Source organism: Paenibacillus sedimenti (assembly GCF_014534655.1).
GTDB classification, from domain to species: Bacteria; Bacillota; Bacilli; order Paenibacillales; family NBRC-103111; genus Paenibacillus_E; species Paenibacillus_E sedimenti.
Genome location: NZ_JACVVD010000007.1, coordinates 83364 through 104672 on the forward strand (window position 1 = coordinate 83364; position 21309 = coordinate 104672).

Consider the following 21309-nt stretch of genomic DNA (forward strand, 5'->3'; position numbering starts at 1 on the left):
TTAATGTACTAATATTTCGTATCAATTTCTAACGCCCGCCGATTTATTTTCAACATAGGCCAGTAATGCTTGCAATACTTTAAACCAAATAGATAAAAAAAGGGTCGAAATCGGTAATAACATTAAGGCATACTTGGGTGCTAGTTTAAAGTAATCGTACATGATATCATTCGCGGTAATACGATCCTGTGACGAGGTCATCACTTCCTCAAAGCCGTACTTTAAAATTAGCATCATTGAAGCACCAAAAGACCCTGCATATAATACAATTATAAACCCTAGAACACCACATAAGATCCAATATACCCATCTTCTAACGTTCTTGAATGCCTCGAAGTAACCTGAAATACCAGAAATAATAAATACAGGGATCATGGATATCGAAAAAAACCAGAACCATCCCCCAAACGCATACCACCAGCCGCGAAATTCCCGAGCAATGCAATTATTAAACTCAAGAATAGCATAGTCACAGAACCGCAAACAATACTTACTAATGTTGAGCGTAAATTAATATTAATATTTGATCCCTCCTTTTTTTATAGAGCCCGCTTCGGTTTTTATCACATTGCCAATAACTGTAGGTTGAGCTTCACTCCCCTCCCCCTTATAATGGACAACAGCGAAAGGGGAGATGATGATGAAATCATTAAACAAGTTCATCCTCGTCGTGCTGTTCGCGGCAATCGGTGTTACTTCTGCATTTGGCAGTCAAACTCAAACCACCTACGCGGCAACAGCGATTCTGAAACGAGGAAGCCAAACCGGAGATGTATGGGACCTGCAATTCCGTTTAAAAATGCTGGGCTATTATACGCCGAAATTAGACGGAATCTATGGCGCAACCACAACGGAGGCGGTCCGAAATTTTCAAAGGAATTACGGTTTAACCGCAGATGGCGTTACTGGAACGGATACGTGGAATGCTTTACACACATTTTCAGCTAACCGCTACGAATTGGATATCTTAGCGAAACTCATTTACAGCGAAGCGCGCGGCGAACCCTATGTAGGGCAAGTTGCCGTAGGCGCAGTCGTCATGAACCGACTCCAATCGGCGAAATTCCCGAATAGCATAGAAGATATTGCCTTTCAGCCCGGCGCTTTTACAGCCGTGGATGATGGCCAGTATTGGTTAACGCCCGGCCGAACCGCTTATTTGGCTGCTCTAGATGCTGTCAAAGGTTGGGATCCTACCAAGGGTGCGCTGTATTACTTTAACCCGGACACAGCGACTAGTGCGTGGATCTGGTCGCGTCCGCAAACAGTCAAGATCGGTAACCACATCTTTGCAAAATAATACATGAAAAAGAGGTTACCTCTGATCTTAAACAGATCAAGGCTAACCTCTTTTTTCGTTTGGCGCGAGCTGCTGTTCATTTTCATACCAAGGGTTGAGATGCACGAGAACCTCGTCTACATCGTTATGTGCATCCATGATTTTTTGCTTGATCAGGCGGCTGATATCATGGCCTTCTTGTATCGTTAATGTCCCTGAGACTCCGATCCGGGCGTCAACCAGTATGTAATGACCGTGCTCGCGTGCCCGTAAGCGATCGATTCTCTTGACTTCCGGTACGGAACGGATCAAATCGGCATACTGTTCGATATACGCAGCGCTTACACTGCGCTCCATTAGAATGTCGAAGGATTCCTTGCCCATCTCCCAGGCTAATTTCAGTACTAGGAACGAGACGATAATTCCGGCAACGGGATCTCCGTAAGATAGAATGCCCGCATCATAATGATCTCCGATCAACGCCAAGCCAATACCGACGGAAGCGGCTATAGACGCATATACGTCGGCAAGATGGTCATAAGCCGTGGCGATCAGGCCTTTACTATTCATCTCTCGCCCCATCCGCATCGTGTAAACGTAGAGTACCTGCTTCCAAATCAACGATATGACAGCTGCGAAAAAAGCAACAATATGAGCCGGTTCTGGCGGCTCGAAGAGTGCATGAATAGAGTGGTAGCCCATATAGATGGCGGCTCCGCCAAGAATAATGGCAACGATAAAAGCGCCCAGCACCTCGGCTTTCCCATGGCCATAAGGATGATCTACATCTGCCGGTTTTGAAGAAACCCGCATTGAACTATAGGCGGTGGCGGTCGCTATGACATCTCCCGCGTTATGAATGCCGTCGGCGATGAGCACTTGGCTTTTGAACAGAATACCGACCACGATTTTGATGGCGGTTAGTACGATGTTACTGACAAGGCTGATCCAGATAGCCAGCATAGAGTTCGGTTTGCTCATCTCACGCAGCCACTCCCTTCCCTCTTCTAGTATGGCCTGCCGGAAGCAAAACATCCCCCATCCTTATGCAGCTCCAGGGTGAGGGATGTTGATGCGGTTTCGGCGCAGAGCCGAAACCGTGAGTACGTATGACGATGCGCTAGCGCAGCATCGTGCCCATGCGCCGCGCCGCCTCCATAATGAGTGGTGCCTGTTCTTGCATTAGCTCCAGCGTGAGCCTGTTCGCTGGACCGGACACCGCGAGGGCTGCGACCAGCCGGCCCCCGCGGTCAAGCACCGGTGCGGACACAGCCGCCGCACCGGGCTCGCGCTCTTCGACGCTCGTGGCGAAGCCCGCGCGTCTTGTATCGCTGAGCTGCTGCAGGAACGCTAGCGGGTCTAGCCCGGCCGGCCATTCGGCCGAGGCTAGCAGCTGCTCCTGCACCGCAGGCTCAGCAAAGGCGACGAGAACCTTGCTCGAGGCGCCGACGTATAAGGGCATTCGCGCCCCGACAGGGGCTACGCGGCGAATGGCGTGATTGCTCTGCACGGCTTGGATGCGCACGCGCTCCAGGCCGTCCTGCACGTACAGCGAGATCGTCTCGCCGAGCTGGTCGCGCAGCCGCTCCATCTCCGGCAGCAGGATGATGCCGGGGTCGCCTTCTTTAGACAGGTTGGCGGAAAGCTCCCACAGCCTGTAGCCTAGTCTGTATTTATCTGTGGAGCTATCGCGCATCACGAAACCCTTGCCTTCCAGGGAGGCAAGCAGCCGGTGTACTGTGCTCTTATGTAACTCTACTCTGCCGGCAATTTCGGTTAGCGTCAACTCCGATGCCCCCGTAAAACAAAGCAAAATATCCAAAGCGCGCTCAACCGCGCGAACGGTTAATTTAGCATCTTCCATCGCCACACCACTCTCATTATTCGATCATCCACTCTCTATCTAGAGGTATCGACCCTATTTTTAACAGCTGCTCGAAGAAATATATATATAGTTTCACCTTGTGAAACCAGTTACCACTAGTATAACGAAACTGCTCAGCCCAGTAAAGGTAAACATCTGTTTTATTCATTGTTACAGAAAGATTACAACAGGCTTACAATTGCCGCACCCTCATTGACTTGTAAGCGCATACAAATTAAAATTAAGTTAAGAGAATACTTATCTGAATATTTCAACAACTTACCATCTTTTCCCTGACACCTCGAACTGACACCAGGGCAAGATTACACTGATTTATGAACCATTGAGGGAGGGAATCGCCATGTCAACCACTTCTATCACGCCTGGATCAGGCTCGCTGCAATCGCCTTTGGATCAGGTGGTTACCCGCCCGATCATACGCAAAAAAAAGCTGGTTTTCACCATCCTTATCTCTTTCCTGCTTTTATGCACCTCTTTGCTGCTTTCCTTTCATGCTTACATAGCTTGGACACTTGCGCGGCCGCACATCGACCCGCTGCATTCCAATCCGATGCAAGCCGTCGGACTCCGTTATAACAACATAACCTTTCCAAGCCGCAACGGCGCTTCCAATCTGGAGGGTTGGATGATTCCGGGCAACTCTAACAAAACAGTCATTTTCTCGCATGGGTACGGCGGAAACCGCGAAGAGCTGTGGGTGCCGATCTATAATTTAGCCCGCGAGCTTCATAAGCAGAAATACAATGTCCTGATGTTTGATTATGGTTATGTTCATCCCGACAATGAACGTCTGATGACCGGCGGGATTCAGGAATCCCAAGAGCTGCTGGGAGCGGTTGACTATATGAAGCAGCTTATCGATGGCCCTATTTATATATGGGGATTCTCAATGGGAGCAGGAACAGCTCTGCAAGCTGCACTTCAAAGCGGTACTGATATTGCCGGCATGATTCTGGATAGTACCTTTTTACTCAACCCTGATACGCTGTACCACAATATGAAACAGTATGTAAATGTGCCAAAATTCCCTTCATTGCCGCTCGTCCGTTTGTTTTTCCCGCTTCTGAACGGCGTAAGCCTGCATGAAGTGCCTTACAATAAAGTAACGAGCACTGCCTATCCGATGCCGATTTTCTTCATTCACGGCACGGCTGACAATAAAGCGCCACATGGCATGATTGAGGATATGTTCAAGAAGCAAAAGGATACATCCGACAAGCTCTGGATCATCCCGAACGCCCAGCATGAGCTTCTCTATCGCGCCGAACCGCAAGCTTACCTTAAGCGAACACTTAACTTCCTGCAAGAGATTCAATCTCCTGCGCACGCTGAACTTGGTATTCCCTCCTCCCTATAAAATCGACCCCTTACGGGGTCGGTATTTTTTTGTAAAGACCTTTCCCGCAGCACAAAAGACCCGCATAGCGCGGGTCTGGTCCGGTTTCTAGACTTTTAAAAGCAGCAGAATAATGGAGGATAGACTTAGGCATCCGCTGATTAAACAAAGGAATACGACTACTTGCTTCGGGCTTAAGCCTGTTCGCAGCAGACGGAAATGAGCTTGGCTTGCGTCCGCTTGATAAATCGGCTTGCCTTGCAATAAGCGCTTAATGACCACGAATATATTATCAAAAATCGGCACTCCCAGCGCCAGAATCGGTATGAAGAGCGATAGCACCGTCGCCTGCTTGAACGCTCCGTCCAGTGCGATGACGCTCAGAATAAATCCCAGGAATGTCGCGCCTGCATCTCCCATAAACACTTTAGCCGGAGGCTTGTTATACCGCAGGTAAGCTACCGTGACTCCAACTAAAATAATGGCCATCATGGCGGAATCGCTTTGCCCTTTCGCTAACGCGACTACAAAGAGTGTAACGGCGGATATCGCGGATAACCCGCCGGCTAAGCCATCCATTCCGTCCGAAAAATTAATGACTGTAGTGACGCCGAAAATCCATAGTATCGTTAAGATAAACTGAAGCCAGCCGGGAAGATCGACAAATCCTCCGCTGAAAGGATTGTAAAACCCATTGAAAGAAATGCCTGAAGCATATACAAGTACAGCAGCCGATACTTGCACGACCAGCTTGGGGAGAGTCGGAAAATCTTTGCCCTGCGTCTTAAACCAATCATCTACGGTGCCGATTGCGAGCAGAAGAAGCGATCCTGCCAGTATAGCCCCCGTTTGCATCGAATACCCTTTTATATGAATGAAATACGTGACTGTAAAACCTATAAAAATTGCGTAACTGGCTGTCAGAGGGATCGGTTCCCGATGTATTTTTCTTTCGACGTCTTTACGCGGCTTGTCCACAAAATCCAGGCGAAATGCCAACTTTCCAAGCGGCGGGATTAATAAATACACAATAAAAAAAGATAATATGAAGGCAATTGCGTATGTAATAATAACCATCTCCAATTATGATTTTTTGAGGCCTCCGTCATGTTAAGGATTCTCCATTGGAATCGCAGCTATACGAATGGGGATCGCCCAATTCTTCGCTATATTATAGACCGTTTCTCATACAAATAAGTTCAATATATGCGAATTTTCGCGTCCTTTAAAAACAACAAAAAAACGGCCCGCTCGCATGGATGCGATCTTAGGCCGCTTGTATTAATCCATCTCATAAATCGAGCCTGACTTGCTCGCGAACAGCTCTGCGTATACTTTCTCCGCATAAGCGTCCGTCATCCCCGATATGTAATCGGCGATGAAGCGCGGCCAGCTCCATTTGTCCTTATGGCGTTCGTAGCTGTCCATCCAATCGGGCGGGATGATCCACTGGCCCTTGTCAGGGTTGATGAAAGAGTTCCATAGGCTTTCCACGATGATTTCGCTGCGCTTTTGCAGGCGCTGAACGCGGAAGTCCTTGATGAGCGTGACCCAGGCCAGCTTTTTCAAAATTTCCATTGTCCGCAGCAGTGTCATGTCTTCGGCATCATCTTTGACGAGGGTAACCTTTTTCCATCCTTTATCGGGATCGTCGATGATGTCCAGACTGTTAGCGAATGAGCTGACCCAACGGGCTTTCATTTCGCGGCGCGTTCGCGACTCCTCCCGGTTGCACTCGGCGAAAATTTGCTGCCACTGTTCCAGATAGTCGGAAAGCACCTGGTGCACCATCGCCTCAATGTCTACCTGTTCCCAGCCGAATTTATTGTTATTCGGATCGTTCAAGATCTCCATGACGAGATGGCGATTAAGCCGCTGATCCTCGAAGAAGGTGGCATTCATCTGAATTTTACCGGCCCGGATGCCGTCTTCAATGTCGTGCGTGGAATAGGCGATGTCATCACATAGATCCATCAGCTGCGCTTCCAGCGTGGAACACCCTTCCGGCATTTGCCAAGCCGAACGAAGCTCGCGGATGATGGCCCACTCAGCTCCATATACGCCTTTCAGTCTGCCTTCTTCTTCGATCAGGAACGGGTATTTATTAATACCAAGCAGTACAGCGGAAGTTAGATCGAGGCCGCTATCGCTTCCTGCCCGCTTTTCCAAAAACATCAGGATCCGAAAATTTTGTGCATTCCCCTCATATTTCAGCCCATAGTCCTTCATCAGAAGGTGGTTCAGCACCTCTTCTCCTTTATGACCGAATGGCGGGTGACCGAAGTCATGTGCAAGCGAGGCGCATTCCACAACCGTAGGATCAATGATTAACCCGGGATGCTCCCGCTTTTTCAGAAAAGGGTTCGTGCGCTCAAGCCGTTTCGCCACTTCGCGGGCAATCTGGGCGACTTCGAGCGAGTGTGTTAGCCTTGTCCGGTAGTAATCCCCCGAGCCTGCTCCGAATACTTGAGACTTGCCCTGCAGCCTGCGAAATGCCGGCGATTGAATCAATCTGGCGTAATCTCTTTCAAATTCATCCCGTTCTTCGCTCAGTTTAGAGGAAGCGGCCTCACCCGGCCGAAATTTCCGTATGTTGTTCATAAGTTCGCCTCCCTCTTTACCAATACGTAATTCCTCTTGTCCTTCTTTCAGTTTATGCTTCAGCATGTACGATTGTCACATGAGTGAACTTTTATGATAAAGAATACTATATCCATCCGCTGTACAACAAGCCATACCTCTATCATGCTGCAAAAAAAAGGGATGCTGCACAAGACCATTGTCATTGCGCACATCCCTATGGTCAGCTTATTTTAAAAGCGATAAAAACTCCGAGCGCAGCGTCGAATCTGTACGGAAGGAACCGCGCACAGCGGATGTTACCGTCTGGCTGCCGTACTTTTTGACGCCTCTGGAACACATGCACATGTGTTCGCCTTCAACGACGACCATGACGCCATGCGGCCTCAGCACCTCATCCAGAATGTCGGCGATTTCGGAAGTAATCCGCTCCTGGACCTGCAGCTTGCGGGTTATGACGTCGACCAGACGAGCGAATTTACTCAAACCGGCTACTTTGCCGCTAGGCAGGTAGCCCACGTGCACTTTGCCGAAAAATGGTGCCATATGATGCTCACATTGACTGTAATATACGATATCTTTAATGATAACAAGTTCTTCGTGCTGTTCGTCAAAGGTTACACCCAGCACATCGCGCGGATTAGCTGAATAACCTGCGAAAATTTCTTCATACATCCGGGTTACGCGAGCCGGCGTATCCAGCAACCCTTCCCGGTCCACATCTTCACCGATCAAGCGCAAAATCTCTCTGACATGCTTCTCAATGAGCTCGCGATTTTCGGCGACTTTCACATTTTTATATTCGATAGATGCCATCTTCTTCCACTCCTTTTCCTCTACCCCATGCAAACCTTTAACAGCTTGATGCTGTCCCGTAAAGCTCTGCTCTCCTTATGCGTCTTCGTCAGCAGCAAACCGCCCTGCAGCAGCGATACGATAGGAAGAGCCAGTTCGGAAGGCGCCAAGCCCTTAAGCGTCAATTCCCCTTGATTGCGCCCCTCCTGAAGGCAGGCAAAGACCTTAGCTTCAAGCTCATTGAAAAAGCTGCTCAGCGGCTTGCGCAGTACCTCAGATCGGTCGCTAAGCTCCAGAGCCAAATTGCCAAAGAAACAACCTTTTCGACATTCATGCTCCTCGCAAAAGGTCAGCATCCGATTAAACAATTCTATGATGCGTTGTTTCGGCGACATCTGCAAGTTGCCCAGACTCGGTTCCAGCACGGACTCCCGCATCTCCTGCACTTTACGTTCAATGACTTTCACGCCAAGCTCTTCTTTGCTTTTGAAGTGATAGTAGAAATTGCTTTTGCATACACCGCTGCTCGACAGTATCTCTTCCAGACCCGTACCCTGAAAGCCCTGATCGTGAAACAAGTCCATCGCAGCTTCCATGATTCGGTCTTTATTGTTTGTCATGCGTGTGCCACCTCTGGATAGTACTGGTACGTCCTACTCATGCCGGACGGTAACAGGAAGGGCTCGTGCCGACAGCCGTTTGTACGGTTTGACGGCAAAGCCCTCTGAACGCTTATTTCATTTCCACTTTTGGTTTTTCATCATGTTTTGAACTTTCGCCATTTGCTGCTTATTCATATTATAGCCCATTTGCTTGGCCATTTTTTGCAGCATTTCCGGATTGTTTTGCATGGATTCCAGTTGTCTTCTGAGATAGAACACCCCAATGAAGAAGCCCCCGACCAAGCCAACAATCAACGTAAGAATTGGAATAACGATGCCCCACATAAACGTGCCTCCTGCTCGTACAAGTTTGAAAAATAGTTCATTTGCTCCATCATAGCATTTCTTTTCATCCGTTTACAAATCGATCCTTTACTGGAGCACCTGTTCTATAAAGACGGTCGTATGCTTCGCGAGGTCGACCTCTTTGATCTCAAGCCCCTTGTCTAGTGCATCCTGCTTCACGACTCTGACAATCGGACGGCTCGGCAGCCCCCGATGCTGCCCGACAACTACTCCTGATTCACGAGTCGACAATCGAACCGAGGTACCGGTCGGGTAAATGGAGACAATTTTTAGAAATTCAATCAGCACATCCCGATCCAGCTTGGTCCCTGCTAACGCCATCATGTGTTCACACGCTTCATGAGGCAGCATACGGCGCCCTTTCGAAATATCGAACAGCAGATTGTCGTAAATGTTCGCGATTGCTGTAATTTTAGCGTAGAGGTGAATCTCATCGCTTGTGAGTCCGCGCGGCACGCCTGAGCCGTCAAGCGCTTCATGATGCTGGAAGGCGACGTGGGCGATGAGCAAGCTGAATTCCCGCTTGTTCTTGATGAGCTCAAAACCGCGCCACGTATGGTGCTTTTTCAGGTCTGGCGACGTATCATCCGTGATCAGCTCGATCTTGCCGACATCATGGAGCAGCGCACCGACGGCAAGCTCTTTGAGCTGGCTCGCATTTAGCCCCATGTTGATACCGATGAGAACGGACATCATGCATACATTCGTCGCGTGGACATACCTCTCGTTATCTTGGGTGCGAATATCCGATAATTGTACCAGCACGTCCTTGTTCTTCATGATTTCATCAAGCAGCGTATTGATCGAGATGCTCATCGAACGCGAATTGAACTCTTTACCGGAACGGATCGTATCGAATGTTTCGCTCATTTGCTTCATCACAGTACGTTTCGTCTCTTCGGAGATCACTTCCGGGATTTCGATATCTTCCATATTCGGATCCTTGATATAGATCATCGTAACCCCGATCCGGTTGAGCGTATTGATCATATAGACGGTTAATTGCACGCCTTCAGACAGCAAAACGGCCCCGTTGCTGGAAAAAATCGTCCGCCCTAAATATTGCCCAGGCTCAACGGAGTCCATATGCACATATTTCATAGGATTCACTCCATGGTAATAGTATGTTAAGCATTGATGCCTTCTAATTCCAATAAAAGAACTTTGATATCAAGCCCGCCGCCATATCCGACAAGATCGCCGCCAGCGCCTATGATGCGATGACAAGGGATAATGACAGGCATCGGATTGCGGTTATTTGCGCCGCCCACAGCTCTGACCGCTTTGGGTGAGCCTATCGCCACAGCTATATCTTTATAGGAGGCTGTCCTGCCGAAAGGTACATCAAGCAGTGCAGTCCATACTTTTTTCTGGAAATCAGTCCCATGCAGGTCTAGTTTCCCCTCAAACCCCGATCGTTCCCCTTTAAAATATTGCTCCAACTGCTCCGCTATCGGCTGCAGACGTTGCTCGTCCTCCCGCAGCTCGTGCGGTCCAAACCAGCGACTGGCCCAAGCGTCCAGCTTTTCCCGGTTAGGGGTAAATGTACCGAATTCGATTGAACAGAGCCCTTGGCTGCTCGCTACGAGAACGAGCGGCCCTACAGGGGAGGAAATCTCCGCATAATGGAGTACATGCACTTTCTGTGTCATTTTTGTTCCTCCTTTCAAACAAAATGCCAAAGTGTTCGATCTCTATTGTTTTTCGCCAGAAAAGCTTACATTCTCGGCGGTGCTGCGTAATTGCTCAATAGCCTTTTCAATATCCTTTAACACCGCAGCTTCTTGCTCCCTGGCCGCTGCTTGTCCAAGCGCCTCAGCAGCTTCCTCGCCGCCGATTCGCCCGAGCGCCCAGGCTGCGGTTGCCCGAATCTCAGGGCGCTGATCCGAATGCAACAGTTCCGACAAGATCGGCACCGCAGTCCGATCCTTGAAATTCCCCAGCGCGATAATCGCATTGCGCTGGATCGGCTTCTTGCCTCTCCAGGAGGCAGCCAGGCTGCCGTATTGTTCTTTGAACTCCTTGTTCGTCATCGTCAGCAGCGGCACCAGCAGCGGCTTCACCTTCTCCGGATCCGGCTGCAGCTCAGGCTGATGGGTCCAGTTCATCCCCTTATTCTTCGGGCAGACGATCTGACACGTATCGCAACCGTAAAGACGATTGCCGATTTTCAGCTTGTACTCGTCCTCTACATAGCCTTTGGTTTGCGTGATGAACGAAATGCAGCTGCTGGAATTAAGCTGTCCGGGACCGACGAGGGCTCCAGTGGGACAGGCATCGATACATATCGTACAGTCCCCGCATTGATCCATAATAGATGTATCGGCTGGAAATGGAATATTCGTGATGATTTCGCCCAAATAGACCCAAGATCCCCATTCGGGCGTGATGACGGCGCAGTTTTTGCCGCCCCAGCCGATACCGGCCCGCTCGGCGACGGCGCGGTCGACGAGGACGCCCGTATCGACCATGCTTTGCATACGCGCATCAGGCACGCGCTCCGCGATGAAGGCTTCCAGCTTCGCGAGCCGGTCGCGAAGCACATCGTGATAATCGCGCCCCCATGAGGTGCGCGAGATGATCCCGCGATAAGCCCCCGGCTCGGACCGCGGGGGATTTTGCAGCTTCGACGGGTACGCGACGGCGATCGCGATGATCGACTTCGGCGATTCGAAGCTGAGCTCCGGACGTACCCGCTTCTCGATGTCCGGCTCCTCGAAGCCGGACTCGTACCCCTTCTCCCTATGCTGGAGAAGGATATCTTTCAGTTCCGTGAACGGCTCCGCTGTCGTGAAGCCGACTTTATCAATACCGAGCGAAGATGCGGCTTCCACGATCTCTTGTTTGATAGCGCGCCAATCCGCTTCTGTTCCTGTTGCTAGGGAAACCGCCATATTCTTCACCTCTCGTTCGGGAATGGTGAGCTCTTTTTAAAGCTTCGCGGCCATCGAAATTGGCCACAAAATATATTCTGCCCGACCTTGAATCATACTTGTCGGCACGGCCCCAAACCGTCGGCTGTCTGCGCTAGCCGCCGCTTGGCGATTATCGCCCATCACGAAGACGTGACCCGGCCCGACCTGTGTCGGTCCGAAGTCCCCGTCTGCGATAGGCGAATCGGTATACGGCTCCTGCACCGCGGCGCCGTTCACATACAAGACGCCGCCCCGGCCCTCTACCTCGTCGCCGGCAATGGCGACCACCCTTTTTACCAGATAAGGGTGGTTTAGTATTAGCTGCTCAGCCGGCTCCTTCAAGATGACCACCTCGCCGCGCTGAGGCGCTTTGAGGTATGTAACGGCTTTATTCACGAACAGCCACTCGCCTTCCTGAAGCGTAGGCTGCATGGAGTTGCCTCTAACCGTCGAGAGATTGAAACCGAATTGATGGACGAGTATGACGACAAGCAGAGCGACGAGGATCGATTTCGCCCAATCCCACAGCTCGTGCGTCAGACTCTTCGCCTCTATTTCTTTCGTACGCTTAGCCGCGGCTTTATTCCTTTCTCGCTGCACAAAGAAGCTCATATTAAGCCCCTCCGTTCTTTTGCTTTTCCCACTGCTCATAATAGTAGAGAACCAAATCATCCTGAAACGGGGGGTTGCCGGCATGGAGCAGCTGCAGAACCGCAGCAAGGCCTTCTTGGACCTTCTCTTCGACGAGCGGGGAATAATGATAATTGATCTTATGACGCTCATATTCTTCCTCATCGACGACATGAATCGAACCGTCCGGCATCCGAATCACATCCAGATCATAATCGATGTACGTCAGCACTTGTTCCGTCACATACAGCGGGGATGCCACATTGCAATAGTACCTGATGCCGTTCTCCTCTATAAGAGCTACGATGTTAAACCATTTCTGCGGAATAAAAAAAGACACGCCCGGAATGCGGCTCACCCATTCTTTGCCGTCCGCCTCCTGGATCTTGGTCTGACTGTTGATAAATACCATCATCGATTCCCGCTGATGGTCGGGATGAAGCATGGCAACAGGCACCCGCCAATTACTTAACCACATGCGATGAAGATGTCCATCGTGTTTGAAGCTTTTTATCACATACGGCGTAAATACATCCATGTCTCAAAGCCCCTCTACACTTTCCTGCCGATAATGTTCCGATATTATATAGAAAAGCATATCTCCTCCCCAATTGCAACGGCGGAAAAGATATGCTTCCATGGTCCGAACTATTTTAAACTTCCTATGACATTAGCCGTCTGTTAAACACTAACCTTCTTCACGATACTAAGGCGATGAGCCGTCCGCGAAAAGTCCGATGTGCTGTAGCCCGCTGATTCATAGACGGGCAGTACAATTTCATTATGCACATCTACAGTCACCATAATTTTGTTCACGTTCCGGTGGAGGAACCTCGTCTTCATAGCTTCGATCAATGCTTTGCCGATACCCTTGCGTTGGTACTCAGTTGCAACCGCGATTCGATAATAGTAGCCATTGTTGTTATCAATCGTTCCGATGATCGTACCAACAATCTCATTTTCTTCTTCCGCGATCAGGACAAGCTCGGTGTCCCAGGACAGTTGACGGGCGAATGCTTCCATGGTCTCTTCATAGCAGGTTTCCGATAAAACATCCTGCAGGAGCGCGCTTACCGAAGAAGTATCTGAAAGCTGAAATGAACGAACGTGCATATGGTTCTCCCCAATTCCATATAAAATTTTTCGGTTTCTTTTTTCTGGTGACTTAGTAAATACGACAAAAAAATCCGAAATCCTGCTGAAAAAGTGTTAAAATTCACAAAAAACTATGTTTTTTTATGTTTTTCTCTTGAAAACGCTTTATTTTAAGCGTTTTCAAGGATTTTGTTAGGAATTTTCCATTCCTATCCATCATTTCCCGCTTTTTAAACACCTTAGTTGAGACCATGTGTTATGCAGTTGGATCCATTTTGATTTTCATGTAAGGATGTATAAAAATCGGAAAAATTTCGGAGTTTATAGTAGGAATGTATATACGTAGGATGAAAGAGGTGAAATGATGGCAAACACCGAAGAACCACGCTCCTATGAATCGAGGGATATTCAGGTGCTAAGCTCCATAAAACCGAGTGAATGGACGGCAATCGAACTAAAGTATCACCACAAATCCATGAGCGAGCTAGCCCCTTGGCTTAATGAGCAAGGCACGTATATGCACGGTCAGATTATCCAGGAAATCGAGCGACGCGGCGGACTGACTTTGTAAACATAAATGTTGCTTTATTATCTAAAATCCTTCATAATGAAGGTGTTGAAACTACATAATTTTGGGAGGTATTTTGTACAATGGCACATCAATTACCAGCTTTACCGTATGCTCACAATGCTCTTGAGCCTCACATCGATGCGACAACAATGGAAATCCACCATGGTCGTCACCATAACGCATATGTTACCAACCTGAACGCAGCTCTGGACAAACACCCTGAGCTTCACGACAAATCCTTGAACGACCTGATCGCTGACCTGAACAGCGTACCGGAAGATATCCGCACTGCAGTTCGCAACAACGGCGGCGGTCACGCTAACCACTCCCTGTTCTGGGAAACAATCGGCCCTAACGCCGGCGGAGCACCTACAGGTGCGCTTGCAACAGCTATCGAGAGTGAGCTTGGCGGTTTCGAGAAATTCCAAGAAACTTTCGCAGCAGCAGCAACAACTCGTTTTGGCTCCGGCTGGGCGTTCCTCGTTGTCGGCAAAGACGGCAAACTGAAAGTTTACAGCTTGCCTAACCAAGACAGCCCGATCATGGAAGGCGAAACTCCGATCCTGGGTCTGGACGTATGGGAGCACGCTTACTACCTGAACTACCAAAACAAACGTCCTGATTACATTAAAGCTTTCTGGAACGTAATCAACTGGGCTGAAGTTGGCAAACGTTACGACGAAGCGAAGTAATACGCAAATAGATAGAAAACCGCACCGCTCCTTATTCATGAGCGGTGCGGTTTTCTATTTTGATGCCGGCGTCTATGATCACGGTACTATATCAATTTAGTACTGTTCCCTTCCTTACAAATTCCTTATACTGGGTTTTGCATAGAGGGAACGGTAGGTACGATTCATATCAAAACAATGATTTTCCGCGCATTTCATTTTGCCCCCAAGATAGATTGAGTAATCCCCTTTACACCTCCTCCACCATCTCCCCTCCTCCCTCTAGTTCTTTTTTTACCACATCAGAAAGTTTAAGTTCACTAAAGCGCTAAAGCGTGGTGAAGACTTTCTGATTGGCGAATAAACCTACATATAAACGCGGTCGATCATCTTCGAATGACCTCGATAGAGGTTTATCTCACGAAAGTTTCCGGGCGTTTTGTTACCTTTCTCACAGAATAAATAGGTCGATTATGAAATAATAGTCTACATGAAGTCAAATGAATGAGTCTATTGAATGGTTTTAATATGACTTTCGACTTATTTTCAGACTATGCTTGATGATAGGAAAGTAGGTAATTATAGATGAGAATCATTCCAACTATTATGTGTCAGCCTGGCATGAGGCTAGGCAAAGCGATCTTTACTGAGGAAGGCCAAATCCTGGTTGGCTATCGTGTAGAACTGACAAACCCCATGCTCAAAAAACTCAGCCAAATGGGCATCGATTACTTATATATCGAGGATTCGCGAACGGACGACATCGTCATCGAAGATCCTATCCATGAAGAAACAAGAGCGAAGCTTCGAACTTCCTTAGGCAAAATTTTTGAAAAATTCAGTCCTACCGCCGTATTTTCTTCCTCGAATTTCCGCAACTCTACTCCGATGAGCAAGCTTTTCCTTGAAGGCATGTCCAATGTCATTGATGAACTTCAATACCGCAGGCATGAACCGGTCATGCTGACGACTCTTAATATGGTTCCCGCAGCGAACATCGAACAGCATTTTTGTCAAAACGCGCTTAACGTTTGTGTATACGCAACTAAGCTCGCTATGGCCCAGGGAATTTATAATCGGGACGATCTCATGGCTATCGGTCTTGGCGCTCTGCTGCATGATGTGGGAAGTGTTCATGTCCCTGTTCAGTTTCTGCAAAAGAATGCAAGATTAACGTCAAGCGAATATCTCGAAATTCAGAAGCATGTTACCTACGGCTTCCAAATGCTCAAGGATGAAGCCGGCATTCCCGCACTTGCCGCACAATGCGCTCTCCAGCATCATGAACGGATGGACGGCAGCGGCTATCCATACAGCCTGCGAGGGGAACAGATTCACCCTTTTGCCAGATGGGTCGGCTTACTGGATTCCTACGACGCTATGATCCACGCAAGATCTTACCGCACTGCAATTCCTCCGCACCATGCACTGGAAGTTCTTTACGCCAACGCCGGAAAGCTGTACGATATAGATATGGTCAAGCTGTTCCGCAACAATGTCGCGATCTATCCACTCGGCCTGAGTGTTACTTTGAGCACCGGCGACAAAGGCATCGTCTCTCGCTTGAACCCCCACAGTATGCAGCGCCCCGTTATCCGTATACTTAGAACCGCGTCAGGACAAGAGCTGAAAGAGCCTTATGAAGTTGATTTATCGCACACATTGAACGTGATGATTGAAGAAATCGGAGAACAGCTGGTCGTTTAATATGACCGAAATGAGATGAATGCCCGTTGAAAACGATCGTTTCATTGCTACAAAACGTCCCCCTTTTTCAAGAGCTTTCGGAAGAGGATCTTCTAGGATTAGCCCCCTTATTCATCGAAAAAAAAGTAAAAAAAGGAAGCATTCTTTTTCTGGAAGGCGACGATGGCGAAGAATTATTTCTAATTAAATCTGGAGTCGTGAAAATTTATCGCTTGGATGAAGCCAAGGAGATTATTCTTGCTTTGTTTCGGGAAGGGGATTTTTTCGGGGAAATGTCTTTGATCAGCTCCGGACTCACCAGATCCGCTACGGCTGAGACGTTGGAGGCTTGTACGCTGTATGCATTGAAGCGTTCCGTGTTTGTTCAATACATGGAAAAGAGCCCTAAGCTGTGCTTAAAGCTCTTGGAAACCACGATGGATCGACTTCGCAGGGCCAATGAACAAATCTACGATCTCACGTTCCTGGGTGTTCGTTCCCGCATTATGAAGACGATCGTCCGCCTGTCCGAGCAGCATGGGATTCCGACGCCTGCCGGTCTTGTCATCAACGTTAAATTAACCCATCAGCAACTGGCCAATATGGTCGGTACCGTTCGGGAGTCCGTGACCAAAGTGCTGCAAGAGCTGCTTGATGAGGGTGCCATTCAGATCGATAAGAAGTTAATTACACTCAAGAACATTGATGCCATTAAACGTGAAATCCGCTAATTGCTCCACGATTTAATCTTGGTGTTTCTCCAGCCATGCCTTCATAATGCGTAAAAAAACGTTGGGAAACGCATACTGGTGCAGCTCGTCAGCATTAACCCAGCGATAATGAAACGGCACCCAATCTCCCCCGTCCCGCTGACGACCGATGTCTCCCAGCTTGGCACGGTATACCTTCATATTCCATACAATATGACTGAATACGTGCTCCGTATCCATGAACCATTCTACAGGACTAATAACGATTTGTTCTTGATCGGCCAGACTTTGACGGAGCTCATTCATATTGTCGACGACATCTTCGTACCACTCTGATAACTTCCATTCCACATGAGGCAGTTCCCACATCTTGGCCAGCAGCCCTTCTTGGGGCCTCTGCCGAATCAACCATTTTCCTTCATGTTCGCCCGTACCTTCAATTAAAGCGACAGCCCGCAGCTCAGGGCGTGGCGGTTTGGCTTTCTTCTTAATAGGAAGCGATTCTTCCATGCCCGCTTCGCGTGCGCTGCAATGCGCCATCACCGGACATGTGAGACAATGCGGAGATCGAGGTGTACATACCATCGCCCCTAACTCCATCAACGCTTGATTGAAGTCGCTAGCCGTTCCATCCAGGATCAGCTCTCGTGCCAATTTCTCCATCCGCACCCTGGTCGCAGGCTTCATAATATCTTCTTCGATGAGAAAATAGCGGGATAGCACCCGCATCACATTGCCGTCAACAGCAGGCTCCGGCTTGTTATAAGCGATGCTCAGAATCGCTCCGGACGTATACGGGCCGACGCCTTTTAACGAGGAAATTTCCTCTTTCTCCTGCGGAACAACGCCCCCATAGCGCTCGTGCACTTCCCTTACTGCACTTTGCAAATTTCGTGCTCTTGAGTAATAACCGAGGCCTTCCCATGCTTTCAGAACGTCTTCTTCCGGCGCAAGCGCCAATGCTTCAACGGTCGGAAACCGGTCCACGAAACGATGGAAGTACGGAATGACCGTATCTACTCGCGTTTGCTGCAACATAACCTCGGAAATCCATATATAGTAAGGGTTTTTGCTTCTTCGCCAAGGTAAATCCCGTTTATGCATTCGGTACCAGTCCAGTAGGTTTTTGGAAAAATATGACTCTTTTTCTTCGCTGTACATGCGCTCTCCTTCTCTATCAGACACGTTCAAGTTATAATGATAAATGGACATGCTTCCATTATACGAGAAGTGCGGAAGAGAAAACTAGAGGTGAATGTATGCAGAACACGAAGCAAACGGATTTGGCACATAGAAGGAAAGCTTGGATCGGGGAAGCACGCGTGCTGTTGCCGTTATTGAGCATTTGGGGTACTGAGTGGATATTCAGCGCACTGGTGGATGTCGCCATCATATGGGGGGACTTCGATTGGCTGAAACAAGCCGGTTTGATTACGGCCGTCGTGGCCAGTTTGATTCAAATCTGGGGCATGCGCAAGGAAATGCGCCGCGATGAGGATGCCAAGGTTATGGTGAGCGATCAGAGCGGATGGGGGCACCCTATCTTCCTGCTTCTGCCGGGTGCTCTGCTCATCGCAGCGATTGCGCTGCTGGAAGCGATTGGCGCCATCGGGCCCCTCTTCGCTCCCGTAATGCGAGCTTTTATCCTCGCGGTTGGTTTCGTGCAGTTCGGACTTCTGCTGGGGAGACCGCTTGTTTACCTGGGGCTGTGGCTATTCACTCTGTCCGCAATTATGGGCGTGTGGTATCTCGGCTACTCGGCCGTGGTGCTCGAAGGCATGGGCGGCATCAGCCTGCTGGTTAGCGGGTATATGCTGCGGGTATGGGGGAAGTGAGCGAGTACGGAATGAACTGGATGAAATCCAATGACTGCCACACAGACGGAAATTAGATGAAGATCATCTTGGAGGGTCTTGAATCATGGAAAATAAAATTAATCAGAGTACTGTAAAATGGAACATCCGCCGCGCAGCTAGGCGGGGTGTGAGACGCCTCGGCAGCGCGATGCTTGTCATTGCGCCGATGGCTCTGGTTTTGGCCGCTTGCGGCGGGGGCTCCAGTAACGGCGCAGCGATGCCGCCGGCATCGCCTGCCGCGACTGCCGCAGCGGGGGAAAGCAATCCTGCGTATGTGAAGGCGCAGGAGCTTTTTACAGCTAACAAGTGCATCAGCTGCCACGGTGTTGATTTGGCAGGCAAAGCCGGAGCTAAAACGAATTTACAAAAGGTTGGCGGCAAAATGAGCAAAGAACAGATTGCAGAGCAAATCAACAATGGCGGCGGCGGTATGCTCGCCTACAAGTCCAAGCTCTCCGCTGATGAAGTCGGGCTGCTGACCGATTGGCTCAGCTCGAAAAAATAGAGCAGCTCGTTCAGAGCTGCTCCGACCGGGAATTGTGTGGGGCTGCTCGATGGTCATGGAAATGGGTATCACAGCTCATAATCCTCATACTTATTAGAGTTACGATGTTCTTTATTTGCGTACTTTGAGACGCAAAGCTCTAGCGGAAAAGCTGCCTAGAGCTGCTCCACAATGGCATAGGCGGCAGCCATCGAATCCGTATGCGTGATACTGATATGGATGCGGTGGTTGCTGCCGTTTAGGCCTGCCCGCTCCAGCGCCGCCTCCGCTACACGGCATACCGGTTTGCCGAGCGGATCCGGCAGCACCTCGACGTCTTGAAAGCCGATTTGCTTGCCGATTCCGCAGCCTATCGCCTTTACAATCGCCTCTTTTGCCGCAAAGCGTCCCGCGGCGAATTCCGCAAGACGACCTCTCCTCTGCTCAGCCAACTCCCGTTCCTGAGGCGTCAAAATCCGCTCCAGGAACCGCGCCGCAGTCGAGCCTGCAAGCATTTTGCGCATTCGTGCGATTTCAACCAAGTCTGTTCCGATTCCGATAATCATCCGCGTGCCAGCCTCACTTTGCGTACATCGTTTTGCCAACAATGTACAGGATTCTCGATGGGTGGTCAAGGTCTACGCCCTAAATTTCAAAATAGGATTGCGCCTTCGTTACCCCGAGGTAAGTAAGTGAACCTTATTTCAGTTCTTATGTCAGGCTTCTTGAGCAGGTATAATAGGCTTAACTCATAAATGCTGGGAGGCAAACCTTATGAAAGCAATGCCGCTTGCAAAGCGTGGAATTTCGGACAGCCGATTGGTGTTCGGATGTATGGGGATTGGTGGTAATTGGAACCATGATCCATTAACAAAGGAAGATTATATCATTGCAGAGGCTGCTGTGGAGGCGGCTCTTTCAATTGGAATCACGATGTTTGACCATGCCGACATTTATAAAATGGGCAAATCCGAAAGTGTTTTCGGACAAATTCTGAAAAACAGACCCGATCTTCGCGATCAAATTGTGCTTCAGTCGAAGTGTGGGATCCGGCTGACGGACGGTGTCTTGGCGCAGCGGTATGATTTCTCCAAGAGCCACATCGTGGGCTCGGTGGACGGTATTCTCGAACGCCTTGGCGTCGAACATATCGATGTGCTTCTGCTGCATCGCCCTGATCCGCTGATGGAACCGGACGAGGTCGCGGAAGCGTTCAACGTGCTGAGATCAGCCGGTAAAGTGCGTCACTTCGGCGTGTCCAATATGACCGCATCGCAAATCCGCTTCCTGCAACGATCGATCGCCGAGCCTCTCGTCGTTAATCAACTGGAGATGAGCCTTGCTCGCACGGATTGGCTGGATCAAGGCATCCTCGTCAATCGCAAGGAAGGCGTTGGCGTTAATTTCGCCGATGGCATTATGGAGCACTGCCAAATGGAGGATATTCAAATTCAGGCATGGGGTCCGCTGGCGCAAGGGAAATATAGCGGTCAGAGCTTGGATGATGCCAGTGACGCCGTTAAGGAAACGGCTGCTCTTGTTCAGCGATTGGCAAACGAGAAAGAAACGACGCCGGAAGCGATCATTCTCGGCTGGTTGATGAAACATCCGGCTTACATTCAGCCGGTCATCGGCACTTCATCCGCAGCGCGCGTTCTCGCCTGCCAAGACGCAGTTCGCCAATCCGAGTTGATGAGCCGCGAAGAGTGGTATTTGCTTTATGAGAAGTCCAGAGGGCATCGGGTACCTTAAGCAGTTATTGGTTTTTTTCACTGAAATGAACTGTATGTTTTGCAGTTTGGTGCTAGTTAGACGCAACGAATAAAGGCTGAAAGCCTCTCTTGTCGA

Annotated in this window: 25 protein-coding genes; 10 read left to right on the plus strand and 15 right to left on the minus strand. The window is 49.4% G+C overall.

The window, feature by feature from the left end; all coding sequences use genetic code 11:
- The first annotated feature begins 640 nt into the window (after positions 1-640).
- Positions 641-1300 (plus strand): spore cortex-lytic enzyme, encoded by a 660-nt coding sequence (gene sleB / locus ICC18_RS19530; RefSeq protein ID WP_188176130.1) that lies wholly within the window; start codon positions 641-643, stop codon positions 1298-1300.
- A 42-nt stretch (positions 1301-1342) separates the two neighbouring features.
- On the opposite strand, the gene ICC18_RS19535 is transcribed toward sleB, so the two are convergent.
- Together ICC18_RS19535 and ICC18_RS19540 are read right to left on the minus strand one after the other, a co-directional pair.
- A complete protein-coding gene (locus ICC18_RS19535) occupies positions 1343-2260 on the minus strand; it encodes a cation diffusion facilitator family transporter (RefSeq protein ID WP_188176131.1) in 918 nt (305 codons plus the stop codon).
- A gap of 139 nt (positions 2261-2399) precedes the next feature.
- Positions 2400-3143, minus strand: coding sequence for an IclR family transcriptional regulator (locus ICC18_RS19540; protein WP_188176132.1), 744 nt, complete (start codon positions 3141-3143; stop codon positions 2400-2402).
- Between the two features lie 361 nt (positions 3144-3504).
- Between ICC18_RS19540 and ICC18_RS19545 the strand changes: the two genes are divergently transcribed.
- A complete protein-coding gene (locus ICC18_RS19545) occupies positions 3505-4521 on the plus strand; it encodes an alpha/beta hydrolase (protein ID WP_188176133.1) in 1017 nt (338 codons plus the stop codon).
- Between the two features lie 87 nt (positions 4522-4608).
- On the opposite strand, the gene ICC18_RS19550 is transcribed toward ICC18_RS19545, so the two are convergent.
- Positions 4609-5577: an MraY family glycosyltransferase gene (locus ICC18_RS19550; protein ID WP_188176134.1), complete on the minus strand. Its 969-nt coding sequence runs from the start codon at positions 5575-5577 to the stop codon at positions 4609-4611.
- Between the two features lie 204 nt (positions 5578-5781).
- Complete coding sequence (locus tag ICC18_RS19555; protein ID WP_188176135.1) at positions 5782-7101, minus strand: deoxyguanosinetriphosphate triphosphohydrolase family protein; 1320 nt, start codon at positions 7099-7101, stop codon at positions 5782-5784.
- 93 nt (positions 7102-7194) lie between these two features.
- Here ICC18_RS19555 and ICC18_RS34360 point away from each other — a divergent pair, with 93 nt between their 5' ends.
- Positions 7195-7317 (plus strand): hypothetical protein, encoded by a 123-nt coding sequence (locus tag ICC18_RS34360; RefSeq protein ID WP_262495883.1) that lies wholly within the window; start codon positions 7195-7197, stop codon positions 7315-7317.
- On the opposite strand, the gene folE is transcribed toward ICC18_RS34360, so the two are convergent.
- The 9 genes from folE to ICC18_RS19600 all read right to left on the minus strand — a co-directional run bounded on the left by folE (position 7309) and on the right by ICC18_RS19600 (position 13501).
- On the minus strand, positions 7309-7896 hold the full coding sequence (gene folE / locus ICC18_RS19560; RefSeq protein WP_188176136.1) for a GTP cyclohydrolase I FolE: 588 nt from the start codon (positions 7894-7896) through the stop codon (positions 7309-7311). The genes ICC18_RS34360 and folE overlap by 9 nt on opposite strands.
- Positions 7897-7916: 20 nt before the next feature.
- Positions 7917-8495, minus strand: a complete 579-nt coding sequence (locus tag ICC18_RS19565; protein ID WP_188176137.1) for a TetR/AcrR family transcriptional regulator — start codon at positions 8493-8495, stop codon at positions 7917-7919.
- Between the two features lie 117 nt (positions 8496-8612).
- Complete coding sequence (locus tag ICC18_RS19570; protein WP_188176138.1) at positions 8613-8822, minus strand: YneF family protein; 210 nt, start codon at positions 8820-8822, stop codon at positions 8613-8615.
- 87 nt (positions 8823-8909) lie between these two features.
- Positions 8910-9944, minus strand: coding sequence for an HD-GYP domain-containing protein (locus ICC18_RS19575; RefSeq protein ID WP_188176139.1), 1035 nt, complete (start codon positions 9942-9944; stop codon positions 8910-8912).
- Between the two features lie 26 nt (positions 9945-9970).
- Positions 9971-10495 carry a methylated-DNA--[protein]-cysteine S-methyltransferase gene (locus ICC18_RS19580; RefSeq protein ID WP_188176140.1) on the minus strand — a complete coding sequence of 175 codons (525 nt, stop codon included), beginning with the start codon at positions 10493-10495 and terminating at the stop codon, positions 9971-9973.
- A 42-nt stretch (positions 10496-10537) separates the two neighbouring features.
- Entirely contained in the window at positions 10538-11737 is a 1200-nt protein-coding gene (queG, locus tag ICC18_RS19585; RefSeq protein ID WP_188176141.1) for a tRNA epoxyqueuosine(34) reductase QueG, read from the minus strand.
- Between the two features lie 36 nt (positions 11738-11773).
- On the minus strand, positions 11774-12370 hold the full coding sequence (lepB, locus tag ICC18_RS19590; RefSeq protein ID WP_188176142.1) for a signal peptidase I: 597 nt from the start codon (positions 12368-12370) through the stop codon (positions 11774-11776).
- Position 12371: 1 nt separating this feature from the next.
- Entirely contained in the window at positions 12372-12926 is a 555-nt protein-coding gene (locus ICC18_RS19595; RefSeq protein ID WP_188176143.1) for a DUF402 domain-containing protein, read from the minus strand.
- Between the two features lie 143 nt (positions 12927-13069).
- Entirely contained in the window at positions 13070-13501 is a 432-nt protein-coding gene (locus tag ICC18_RS19600) for a GNAT family N-acetyltransferase (protein ID WP_188176144.1), read from the minus strand.
- Between the two features lie 343 nt (positions 13502-13844).
- On the opposite strand from ICC18_RS19600, the gene yfhS reads away from it, so the two are divergent.
- From yfhS to ICC18_RS19620, 4 genes are all read left to right on the plus strand, one after another.
- A complete protein-coding gene (gene yfhS / locus ICC18_RS19605; RefSeq protein ID WP_376745649.1) occupies positions 13845-14054 on the plus strand; it encodes a mother cell protein YfhS in 210 nt (69 codons plus the stop codon).
- 80 nt (positions 14055-14134) lie between these two features.
- Positions 14135-14746: a superoxide dismutase gene (locus tag ICC18_RS19610; protein ID WP_188176145.1), complete on the plus strand. Its 612-nt coding sequence runs from the start codon at positions 14135-14137 to the stop codon at positions 14744-14746.
- 564 nt (positions 14747-15310) lie between these two features.
- Positions 15311-16432 (plus strand): HD-GYP domain-containing protein, encoded by a 1122-nt coding sequence (locus ICC18_RS19615; RefSeq protein WP_188176146.1) that lies wholly within the window; start codon positions 15311-15313, stop codon positions 16430-16432.
- Between the two features lie 26 nt (positions 16433-16458).
- Positions 16459-17142, plus strand: coding sequence for a Crp/Fnr family transcriptional regulator (locus ICC18_RS19620; protein ID WP_188176147.1), 684 nt, complete (start codon positions 16459-16461; stop codon positions 17140-17142).
- Between the two features lie 12 nt (positions 17143-17154).
- Here the strand turns inward: ICC18_RS19620 and mutY are convergent, their stop codons facing one another.
- Entirely contained in the window at positions 17155-18282 is a 1128-nt protein-coding gene (gene mutY / locus ICC18_RS19625) for an A/G-specific adenine glycosylase (protein WP_188176148.1), read from the minus strand.
- A gap of 98 nt (positions 18283-18380) precedes the next feature.
- Here mutY and ICC18_RS19630 point away from each other — a divergent pair, with 98 nt between their 5' ends.
- Complete coding sequence (locus ICC18_RS19630) at positions 18381-18956, plus strand: hypothetical protein (RefSeq protein ID WP_188176149.1); 576 nt, start codon at positions 18381-18383, stop codon at positions 18954-18956.
- 85 nt (positions 18957-19041) lie between these two features.
- On the plus strand, positions 19042-19482 hold the full coding sequence (locus ICC18_RS19635) for a c-type cytochrome (protein WP_223192706.1): 441 nt from the start codon (positions 19042-19044) through the stop codon (positions 19480-19482).
- A 155-nt stretch (positions 19483-19637) separates the two neighbouring features.
- On the opposite strand, the gene acpS is transcribed toward ICC18_RS19635, so the two are convergent.
- Complete coding sequence (gene acpS, locus ICC18_RS19640) at positions 19638-20027, minus strand: holo-ACP synthase (RefSeq protein ID WP_188176150.1); 390 nt, start codon at positions 20025-20027, stop codon at positions 19638-19640.
- A gap of 208 nt (positions 20028-20235) precedes the next feature.
- On the opposite strand from acpS, the gene ICC18_RS19645 reads away from it, so the two are divergent.
- Complete coding sequence (locus ICC18_RS19645) at positions 20236-21213, plus strand: aldo/keto reductase (RefSeq protein WP_188176151.1); 978 nt, start codon at positions 20236-20238, stop codon at positions 21211-21213.
- Positions 21214-21309 lie beyond the last annotated feature (96 nt).